Source organism: Pseudomonas sp. BS-2016 (assembly GCF_001806145.1).
Taxonomy (GTDB): Bacteria; Pseudomonadota; Gammaproteobacteria; order Pseudomonadales; family Pseudomonadaceae; genus Aquipseudomonas; species Aquipseudomonas lundensis.
The window spans coordinates 188,137-198,216 of record NZ_MLCT01000024.1; the positions used below are offsets into that span (position 1 = coordinate 188,137).

8 protein-coding genes and 1 rRNA gene are annotated in these 10,080 nt (G+C 58.0%); 1 reads left to right on the top strand and 8 read right to left on the bottom strand.

Annotation, left to right across the window (positions count from 1 at the left end; translation table 11 throughout):
* Positions 1 to 36 precede the first annotated feature (36 nt).
* The 6 genes from BKD70_RS14595 to BKD70_RS14620 all read right to left on the bottom strand — a co-directional run bounded on the left by BKD70_RS14595 (position 37) and on the right by BKD70_RS14620 (position 6,841).
* Positions 37 to 1,482 (bottom strand): efflux transporter outer membrane subunit, encoded by a 1,446-nt coding sequence (locus tag BKD70_RS14595; protein ID WP_047272785.1) that lies wholly within the window; start codon positions 1,480 to 1,482, stop codon positions 37 to 39.
* Complete coding sequence (locus tag BKD70_RS14600) at positions 1,479 to 2,381, bottom strand: HlyD family secretion protein (protein WP_047272784.1); 903 nt, start codon at positions 2,379 to 2,381, stop codon at positions 1,479 to 1,481. The genes BKD70_RS14595 and BKD70_RS14600 overlap by 4 nt, the downstream gene beginning before the upstream one ends.
* The gene (locus BKD70_RS14605; RefSeq protein ID WP_047272783.1) at positions 2,378 to 2,587 is read right to left on the bottom strand and encodes a DUF1656 domain-containing protein; all 210 of its coding nucleotides are present in this window, start codon (positions 2,585 to 2,587) and stop codon (positions 2,378 to 2,380) included. The genes BKD70_RS14600 and BKD70_RS14605 overlap by 4 nt, the downstream gene beginning before the upstream one ends.
* Positions 2,584 to 4,674 carry an FUSC family protein gene (locus BKD70_RS14610; RefSeq protein ID WP_047272782.1) on the bottom strand — a complete coding sequence of 697 codons (2,091 nt, stop codon included), beginning with the start codon at positions 4,672 to 4,674 and terminating at the stop codon, positions 2,584 to 2,586. Before BKD70_RS14610 ends, BKD70_RS14605 begins: the two co-directional genes overlap by 4 nt.
* Positions 4,671 to 5,102, bottom strand: coding sequence for a MarR family winged helix-turn-helix transcriptional regulator (locus BKD70_RS14615; RefSeq protein WP_047272781.1), 432 nt, complete (start codon positions 5,100 to 5,102; stop codon positions 4,671 to 4,673). The genes BKD70_RS14610 and BKD70_RS14615 overlap by 4 nt, the downstream gene beginning before the upstream one ends.
* Before the next feature lie 104 nt (positions 5,103 to 5,206).
* Positions 5,207 to 6,841, bottom strand: coding sequence for a glycosyltransferase family 39 protein (locus tag BKD70_RS14620; RefSeq protein WP_047272780.1), 1,635 nt, complete (start codon positions 6,839 to 6,841; stop codon positions 5,207 to 5,209).
* Positions 6,842 to 7,054: 213 nt separating this feature from the next.
* On the opposite strand from BKD70_RS14620, the gene BKD70_RS14625 reads away from it, so the two are divergent.
* Complete coding sequence (locus BKD70_RS14625; RefSeq protein WP_047272779.1) at positions 7,055 to 7,753, top strand: GntR family transcriptional regulator; 699 nt, start codon at positions 7,055 to 7,057, stop codon at positions 7,751 to 7,753.
* Between the two features lie 46 nt (positions 7,754 to 7,799).
* Here BKD70_RS14625 and BKD70_RS14630 read toward each other — a convergent pair whose 3' ends face one another.
* Positions 7,800 to 9,677, bottom strand: coding sequence for a methyl-accepting chemotaxis protein (locus BKD70_RS14630; RefSeq protein ID WP_047272778.1), 1,878 nt, complete (start codon positions 9,675 to 9,677; stop codon positions 7,800 to 7,802).
* 311 nt (positions 9,678 to 9,988) lie between these two features.
* Positions 9,989 to 10,080, bottom strand: a 5S ribosomal RNA gene (gene rrf / locus BKD70_RS14635); the annotation flags it as partial.

Sequence of the window (10,080 nt, forward strand, 5' to 3'; positions counted from 1 at the left end):
GTTTTGATACCGACCTCTCAGAGCATAGCAACGCCCTCAGGGTTTCGCGTGGGTCGCCGCTTGCGTTCGTCCGCTTTCCCAGCCGCCACCGAGGGCCAGAAACAAGTCGATCTGGCTCATGGCGACCTGGGTGTTGGCCGCGGACAATTGCGCGCGCATATCCGTGTAAACACGGGTCGCTTGCAGGTCCGCCAGGAACGATTCGCGCCCCGCCTGAAAGAATTGGTGAGTTTGATCGGCGGCAGTCCTGGCTGATGCTTCGGCCTCGGCCAAGGCATCGCGGCGCTGCAGCAACGCGGTGTATTGCACCAGGCTGGTCTGGGTTTCGCGGAGTGCGTTCAGCACCACACCGTCGAATTTGGCCAGGGCGCCTTGGGTGGCCGCTTCGGCTTCACGGATACGCGCACGCGAGCCGTTGGTAGGAATCGTCCAGCTCAACAACGGGCCAAAGCCCCAGCGATTGGTTGGCGCTGTGCCAAGGTTGTCGATGATGCCGACCGTGCCAATGCTCGCGCCGATGCTGATGTCGGGGTACAGGGCGCCTGTGGCCACACCGATCTGGGCGGTGGCTGCCGCCAGATGCCGCTCGGCCTGACGTACATCGGGACGGCGCTTGAGCAACGCAGCCCCGTCACCCACCGGCAGCAACTGCGCGATCTGCGGCAACTCGGCGCACGTGGCAACGCCCGAGGGCAGTTGATCCAGCGGCTTGGCCAGCAACATCGACAGACGAAACAGCCCGGACTGGCGCAAGGCTTCGTAGCGAGGCAGTTCGGCGCGCAACGATTTGAATTGCGTTTCAGAGCGTGTGACCTGGGTTTCGTCGCCGCGCCCTGCGTCGCGCAGTTGCTGAGTCAGTCGTGTACTTTGCGCCTGCAACTGGAGTGACTGTTCGGCAATGTGGTGCTCTTCGTTGGCCGCGCACACTTGGGTGTACGCCCGCACCACGTCTGCCACCAGGGTGATGCGTGCGGTGTCAGCCGCGGCCTGGGTGGCGTCGGCATTGGCCTGCGCCGCCTCGATGCCGCGCTGCAAGGTGCCCCATAAATCGAACTGATACGACGTGCTGATGCCAAGGTCGCCGACGTTGGCCACAGGCACCTTGTCGGCCAGCAGGAACGCTTCGCCCGACTCCTGCAAACGCTGGGCACCCGCCTTGGCCGAACCGCTCCAGCCGCCCGCTGATTGCGCTTGCTCAACCTGAGCCCGTGCCCGTGACAGGTTAGCCGCCGCAACCCGCAAATCTGTGTTGGAGGCGAGCGCCTGACGCACCAGCTCGTTGAGTTTCGGGTCCCGATAGAGCTTCCACCAATCGGCAGGTACGGGAGCCGATATCACGTTGGTCCCCTCGCCCGCGAATTCGCCTTGTACATCGGGACGCTGCAACGCGGCGTCTTTGGGCAGGTGATAATCCGGCCCCACCAGTTGGCAGCCGGCCAGCAACAACCCCAGCCCCACGGCCGCCAGGTGAACGGGTTTCATGGCGCGTTCTCCTTCGCAGGTCGCGTTTGAGGTGTGTCTTCGATAATCGACACCGTGGCCGTGCGCCCGGCGATCATGCGGAAATCTTCCGGCACTTCATCGAACACAATGCGCACCGGAATCCGTTGCGCCAGCCGTACCCAGCTGAACGCCGGGTTGACGTTTGGCAGCAGGTTCTGGCCGCTGCTGCGGTCCCGGTCTTCAATACCGGCGACGATGCTTTCGACATGCCCGCGCAGACGCGCGTTGTCGCCAATCACGCGAATGTCCACGCGCTGCCCCACGTGAATGCCATCGAGCTTGGTTTCCTCGAAATAGCCGTCGATGTGGAATGAGCTGCTGTCGACAATCGATAACACCGGGCGCCCGGCCGTGACGAACTCGTTGACGCGCGGCGCCCGATCGTTGACGTAACCGTCCACCGGGCTGCGCACGACGGTGCGGTCAAGGTTGAGCTGAGCGCTGTCCACCGCCACTTGGGCCTCGGTGAGCGCGGCCTGGGCACGCATTTCGCGGGACTGGCTTTCTTCCAGTTGTTCGCGGGCGACCAGATTGCCCAAGCCTTTGTTACGACGACTTTCACGCTGGGCCTGCGCCAGGGTTTCCTTGCGATCAGCCAGGGTGGCTTGGGCCTGGCGCAAGGCCAGTTTGAAGCGTTCCTGGTCGATCACAAACAAGACCTGATCGCGGGTAACCGGCTGGTTGTCACGCACCTCGACCTGTTTGATCAGGCCCGACACATCGGGCGCAATTTGCACGATGTCGGCACGGATGTGACCGTCCCTCGTCCACGGCGCAAACATGTAGTACATGGTCATGCGCCAGACCACGACGCAGGCAAACGCCACCACCAGCAAGGTGAGAACGACGCGGCCCAGGGTCAATAACGGTTTTTTCATGTCATCAAATATCGACTTAACGAATCCACAACGCCGAGAAGCAGAGCGTAGAGACCGACGTTGAACAAAGCCCGGTGCCAGACCAGGCGGTAAAAGTGCACACGCGTCAGAACCGCGTGTACCACCAAAAACAGTAAATAAGTGATGCCCATCAACACCAGAAAGGTGGGCAGGAACACCCCGCTGATATCCACATCACCGATCATAGCGGCGCTCCATCAATGCCTTGTACGTGGGGCTGGGGCAGGTCGTCGTTGTCGACGATAAATTCAACGCCGGGCAACAGTGCCAGCCGCAGACCGCTGAGCGCGTGCAACAAGTGAACACGGGCATCGCCTTCGTCCTGCAAGTCGTTGGCATTGAGCGCACGACGCGTGCGGTCCATGGTCATCTGCAACCCCGCAGGCACGGGCAGGCGCTCACCCGCCTTCAGGCAACTGCGAAAATAATCGCCCACGTCACTGACCACTTGGCGCAGCAGCAGTTGCGGGCCGCCGGTCACACGCGGTGCATACGCAAGCAAGTCCAGCAGATTAAGCGCAACGCGCAACTCGCGGACTGCAATGCCGGTGTCTTGCCCGGTCATGGCCAGACGCGGCAAATGCTGCATCAGGCGATCGAGCATTTGCGCCCCCATGTGCCGGTGTTCAGCCAGCGTCGCGGGTTTGGTGAGCCGCACAATGTCACGCCAGCTGAAACGGGTCAGACGCTTGGCCGCCAGTTCAGCGCCGAACGGCCGTGCGATCAACGTCCAGACAAACGCGAACAATAAGCCGATCGGGCCGGCAAGGTTGGCGTTCATGAACACCATGAAGTCAGCATCGTAGGCGCCTTGAATGCTGATAAATGACGCGGTGTTCACAATCGTCAATAACGTGCCCAGGTAAAACCGAGGCTGCACGGTGAGCGTACCGACACAGATAAAGGGCACCGCGAACGCCAGTACCAGCATGGGGAAATCATGCAGGTTGGGCAGGATCACAAACAGATACAAACTGGCAAACAGTACCGACAACGAGGTCCAGAAAAAGAAGCGGTAGATTTGCGGGGCCGGGTCGTCCATTGCAGCAAAGAAACTGCAAGCGACGGCGGCCAGAATCACGGCACTCGCCCCGTCCGTCCAGCCCAGCAAAATCCACAACACGCAAGCCACCACGATGGCGGTCACGGTCGAAAACGCTGAATAGAGCATCAGGCCCCGGTCCAGGAACGGCGTCAGGCGACCTAGCCGCCAGTGCCGATACACCGCCCGCCATACGTCTTGATTGCCCGTCGTAATAGCGTGCTGCAAACTTTTGCAGTCTTGCCAGAGATCGATCCACTCACCCAAGCGGTACAACACGTTGGACAACAGCAACTGACGCCGGTCATCCAGGGCCGCCGCGCTCGGTTGCAGGGCCTCAAGTTCGTGGCGCAGGGCCTTCCAGTGCTCAATCGGCGCGCCTTCGCGGGTGCTTTCAAGCCACTGCTGCGCGCGGTCCAGCAAGGGCGTGACTTTCTCAACCAGCTCGGGCGTGCGCCGCTCAAGGGCGTACAGCGCGTCATCCAGCGCGTCCACCACGGGCAGCAGGTGAATCATGCGCCCGCGCAATTCTTTGGTGTTACGCACGGTTTGCGGGTGCGCCCCTTCGTGAGGTAATTGGCCGATCATCAGCTCAAGGGTGTTGAACGTGGCCACCATCGACGAACGCAGGCCGCTGGCCTTGTTGGGTTCAACGTCACGGGCCAGAAAGTGTTTGCTGTAATTGGCCGCATCACCAAACCACTTGCCCGCTGCATCAATGAACACGGGGGTCAGGCGACGCGGCCAGAACATGCTGCCCACGACGGCGGCACAGACGATACCCAGCATGATTTCTTCGGTACGCGAAATGGCAATGTCGAAGACGTTGAGCGGGTTATCCACAATCGGCAGCGCGATCATCGGCATCGTGTAGCCCGCCAACATGAACACGTAGCTGTTGGCGGTGCGCAAGTGCAGCGACAGGAACAACAGAATGCCGGTCCAGAGCGCAATCACCAGCACCAGCAAAAACGGGGTCTGCACGAACAAGGGCACAAAGAACACGGCCGCCGACGCGCCCAGCAAGGTGCCAAGCGCGCGATACACCGCCTTGGAGCTGGTAGGGCCTACGAAAGGACTGGAAACGATGTAAACCGTTGCCATTGCCCAATACGGACGCGGCATCTCCATGAGCAGGGCAATGTACAGCGCGATCATCGACGCGGCGAATGTACGTACGCCGTAAAACCAGTCGCGGGCAGGCGGCATGCTGCTGAAAAAGCCGTTCAAGAGGCGGCTCCATCAGGCAGTTGACCCGCCGCTTCGAATGCTTTGATCACCCGCAACGCGGCTTCTTGATCGGCGACTGAAACGTCCGCCAGCGCCGCGCGGCGCAATTGAACCAACTGCGCCTCGATCGACTGCGCAAGGGCGCGGCCGGCGTCTGTCAGGCTCAACGTTTTGGCGCGACGGTCACTGGCGTCTTCGCAACGACGTACATAGCCGTCTTTGCACAACTGATCGAGCAGGCGCACCAAGGACGGGCTTTCCATGCCGGCAGCGTGGGCCACGGTAACCTGCCGCACGCCCTCGCCCAAGCGGCCGATAATCAGCAGCGGCATGGCGCAGGCTTCGGAGATCCCGTAGTTGACCAGCGTGGTCTGGCACACACGACGCCAATGACGGGTCGCGACCACCATGCCAGTGCTGATGCTCATTTGAAGTGAATCAAGGGTGTCAGACAAAAGAAGTGTCACATAATGTTAGTTTGCTAACTATTAATATTGCGCGGCGAGTGGATCTCAGTCAAGAGTGTTGCAAATTAATTCTTAGAAAGATCGATAACGGCATCTTGAAAAAGCTGATGATCCCTACGTGCGCATTCGGTTGTGGGGCAAGTCAAATAGAGTCGGGCCTGGGTGTCGTCAACGGTCACGTCTTGAACCTTGCGCCAATTCGCTGGCACAGGCGCGAAATCATCGGGTTGCTCGCTGCTGCTGATTAACCAGATGCGATGGGTGCCGGACGGCAGGTCTTGCAGTCGATCAACATAAATATGCTCGCCATCGTCCTGCACCAGCGTGCCAAAACCGTAATCGTTGGGACGGCCCGACCCCCCTTCTTGTGTCGGGGGGGTGTAGAGCATGGGCTGGGCTCCCGTCTTGTTGTAATAAACGTAGCCGAAGTACCAGAACAGGTCGCTGACGACGATTCGGTCGCCGGGCAAAAATTGCTGATTGACATGCCCTACCAACCGATCGAAATGATCGGCCTCGCCAGTGAAATTACTGTGCAAGCCCACCAGCTCCACGCCGATGAACATGGCCAGCACACTTACTGCCCACTTGCGTCGACGTGCGTACAAACGCTCTACAACAAGCGCCACAACCATCGGCAAGCCCAATGCGGCGAACATCACATAGCGCTCAATGAATAAGGGGGATGCGAACGACACGAGATAGATCAGCACAATGGGCAGCAATGTGTAGATCACAATCAGCGTCGGAAATTTCAAGAGCGTGCGATCACGCGCAGCAGTCCATGCCACCACGCCCAGCAGGAGCAGTGGAACGAACCAAAATAAAGGCCATGGCAAGTTATCCCCTTCGTCCTGGATCAAAAACTGCCAGATCATGGCAGGCAGTGAGCGCGCACCGACCACAGGCTCCCAGCCCACGTCTCCTCCGGCTTTCAGCTCGGGCATGTGCTGTAACAAATCGATGAAACCGGGCAGCCACGGCAGGAACATCAATACAATCGCCACATTTGCGAGCCACCAGGCGGGACGTTTGATCAACATGGCCGGACCCGTTTTGCTGACGCTGGCAATCAGCAGATACAGCCAATGAGCCAGCACGCAGAACGCAGTGAAGTAATGGGTATAGAACGCAGCCGCCATCAAAACGGCGTAAACCGCCAGATACCGGTTTCGGGTCGGGGACATGACCCAATAAGCCAGCGCGATGGTCGCGGCCATCAGACACGCGCCCAGCAGGGCGTACATGCGGACTTCTTGGCTGTAACGCACAGCAATCGGTAACAGTGCCAGCATCAAACCGGCGAGCAAGGCGGCGCGCTGAGTCGAGATCAAACGCACGAGCCACATGCCCAGAAACACCGTTGCAATGCCAGGCAAAACACTCAGCGCCCGGAGGGCGAACACGCCGTCGCCAAACAGCGCCGTCCATCCATGCAACAGCATGAAATACAGCGGTGGATGTACATCGTGAGCCGCGTGAAACCAGATCCCCGTCAGTGGAAACTGGCTCAACATCAAACTTGAACCCTCGTCGCACCAAATAGCCGACGTGGTAGAACCCAAAAAACGCACGGCTGAAGCAAGCAGCAAAATGCCCCAGAGCCCTGGGAGGCGAATCAAACCGGTCAACAAGCTGTGGGACGGTTCTGATACGCGTATCAGATGCTCGCTTACATCGTTGTGACTGAGTACGCCCATCCTTCACCTGTTCAAGACTAAGACTGCATAGCGGGCTGTTTTAATGCAGGCAAGTGTAGGCCACAAACTGCGCGAAATGCCGGGTTGCTTCCGGTCATTGGGGGTCCAGTCACGCTAGACTTGTTGTTACAAGGTTTGACAAGGATTTGGTCTGTACCTACTTTCAATTGGATCCAAATAGGCAAGCTGAATGTCAACCGCAGGTGCGCGAACGTGGCCGTAAAACGTAACCCTTTAAGCAGTATTGAAGTCCATGGCCCTGTTGCAGCTCATCAAGCTCGCGCGGTAATCGAAGAATCCTTGCGCAACGCTATCCTCGATGGACGCCTGCCGTGCGGGACGGCGATTCGCCAAGAGGCGCTGGCGGCCCTGTTTGGTGTGAGTCGCATGCCGGTGCGCGAGGCATTGCGCCAACTTGAATCCCAAGGGCTATTGCATGTCGTGCAGTACAAAGGTGCCGTGGTGGCGCCTTTAATTGAAGACAACTCGCTGGAATCCTACGAGTTGCGCTTGTTGTTGGAGGCCGAGGCATTGCGTCAGTCTGTGCCGTTACTGGATGAGCAGGATCTGGCATCCGCATCGGGTTATATCGAAGCGATGGAAGCCGAAACCGACATGAGTAAAGTCGGCACATTGAATCGGCTCTTTCATCAGGCGCTCTATAACAAGGCACCCAATAAGAAGCTTCTGGCATTGGTGGACGCCGGGCTGATTGAAGAAGAGCGCTTTCTTCGCTTTAACCTTGAGCAAATGAACCTTGGCTCGTTGGCTCAAGACGATCACCGCACGCTTTTGCGTCTCGCCCGGGCCAAAGAAGTCGACGCCTGTGTGGCAGAGCTGGGCCTGCATTTACAGCGGGCGGTCAACGCCATCACGCACTATCTGGACCGCCGAAAAACAAAACAGCCCTGACGTTTGAAACGACAGGGCTGTGGGTAAATCATAGACAGCGTGTAGGTCAGATCTTGAAACTGTCGACCAATTGTTTCAGTCGGCTCGCTTGCTGCGACAGCGCATCACAGTCCTTGAGCGTTTCATTGAGATTGACCACGCCTTGCTGGTTCAACAAGTTGATCTGGTTGATATCAACGTTGAGGGTTTCAACCACGGCGGTTTGTTCTTCAGTGGCAGCGGCTACCGATTGGTTCATGCCGTCGATCTCTTCAATACGCTGAGTGACGCTGATCAAGCGGGCGCCCGCCTGGTTGGCCACTTCCACGCTTTCCTCACTGGAAACCTGACTGGCATTCATCGTGGTCACCGCTTCTCGCGAGCCAACTTGCAGCGAAGTAATCATTTTGTGGATTTCTTCTGCCGACTCCTGAGTGCGGTGTGCCAGATTGCGCACTTCATCGGCCACCACAGCAAATCCGCGACCCGCTTCACCTGCACGTGCCGCCTCGATCGCCGCGTTGAGGGCGAGCAAGTTGGTTTGCTGGGAGATACCTTTGATTACGTCCAGGATATGGCCGATGTTGTCGGTGCTGGCGTTCAGGGTTTCAATCTGGGCGCAGGACATGCTGATCTTTTGCGACAACTCGGTCATGGCCTGAATGGTTTGCTCAACCACTTGGCGGCCATCATCGGCCTGTTCGCTTGCACCGCTGGCATGTTGCGAAGCATCAGCCGCGTTACGGGCGATTTCCTGTGTGGCGGCACCCAGTTCGTTGATTGCGGCAGCTACGCTGTTGGTGCGTGCGCTCTGCTCGTCAGAACCGATGATCGAAGCATTCGACGATGCCATCACCCGCTGGGACAAATCATGAACCTGACGTGTCGCGGAGGACACTTCCGAAATCGACGCGTGAATACGTTCTACGAACTGGTTGAAAGAGCTGGCCAGCAAGCCAAATTCATCTTTGCTTTCGATTACCAGACGACGAGTCAAGTCACCTTCGCCCTGAGCGATGTCCTGCATGGCTCGGCCCATCGTGGTCAGAGGGCGCATCAGGAACTGGATCAGCAGGCTGAGCAGAACGGCAATGACAGCCACGGCGATGAACATTGCGATGAATGCGGAGGTACGGAATTTGGAAAGCGGAGCGTACGCTTTTTCCTTGTCTAGCGACTGACCGATATACCAGTCTGCAGGTAAGCCGGTTACCGGCGTGAAGGAAATAATCCGCTCGTGACCATTCAGGTTAACTTCCTGAATACCTTTTTCAATGCGCAACGCGCTGGATGGGTAGATGTCTTTCAGGTTTTTCATCACCTGATCTTTTTCCGGACTGACGATGACCTGGCCGTCGCCGCTCACCAGAAACGCGTAGCCCAAGCCACCTGAGTCCACCGAATTGATAATTTTGACCAAGCTGTCGAGGCTCAGGTCGCCCCCTACCACGCCGAGTAATTCACCGTTGCTTTTGACAGGCATCGCGATGGTTACGATCAAGCCGCCTACGGCAGCCATGTAGGGCGGCGTCAGCATTGTCTTACCGGCACTTACGCCTTGTTTGTACCAAGGACGTTCACGTGGGTCGTAACCGTCTGGCATTTTGGCGTCAGGACGCTGTGTGAACACGCCGTTGGCTTGGCCCACATAGGTGAACTGAAAATTCGAGGTTAATGCAGGCTGATCCACCAAGCCGGGCAAATCCGCTTGCTTGCCTTGGTGCGCGACGTTTTGTGCGAGGCTTTCGAGTACCAGGATACGACCACTCAGCCAATTCTGAACGCTGCTGGCAGTCAGGTTGCCAGCTTGTTGCACTGACGACTCGATGTTTTGCTTGATGGTATTTCGCTGCAGGTAGTCGTTGTACAGAGTGAACAACGCAAACGCCAGAACCACGACGCCTGAAGCGGCCAGAAGGATTTTATGGCTGAACTTGAGATTCATTTCATGGGACTTCTTATGCCGAGAGTGGGGATGCGTACGGGTGCAACATTCCGTGTAACAGCGCAGGCAGCCTTTCTATCCGGCAGCTCTACTAAGCACGCATTGCTCAACAGGCTGTCGGCACCATTCCCGGAAAACTTAGCCATTTGTGATGGCATTTTGTTTAATCCGACGAAAGTCGATTGCAGGGCGTTTAGGCCGGGGGGTTGAGGAAGATCAGAGGGAGGGGAAAGAAGCAGGTTTAGCGGCGTTTGTGGCGTAGAAAAACAAAACCCCTGTCTGCGTGAGCAGACAGGGGTTTCGGAATTCAATCTTGACGATGACCTACTCTCACATGGGGAAACCCCACACTACCATCGGCGATGCATCGTTTCACTGCTGAGTTCGGGATGGGATCAGGTGG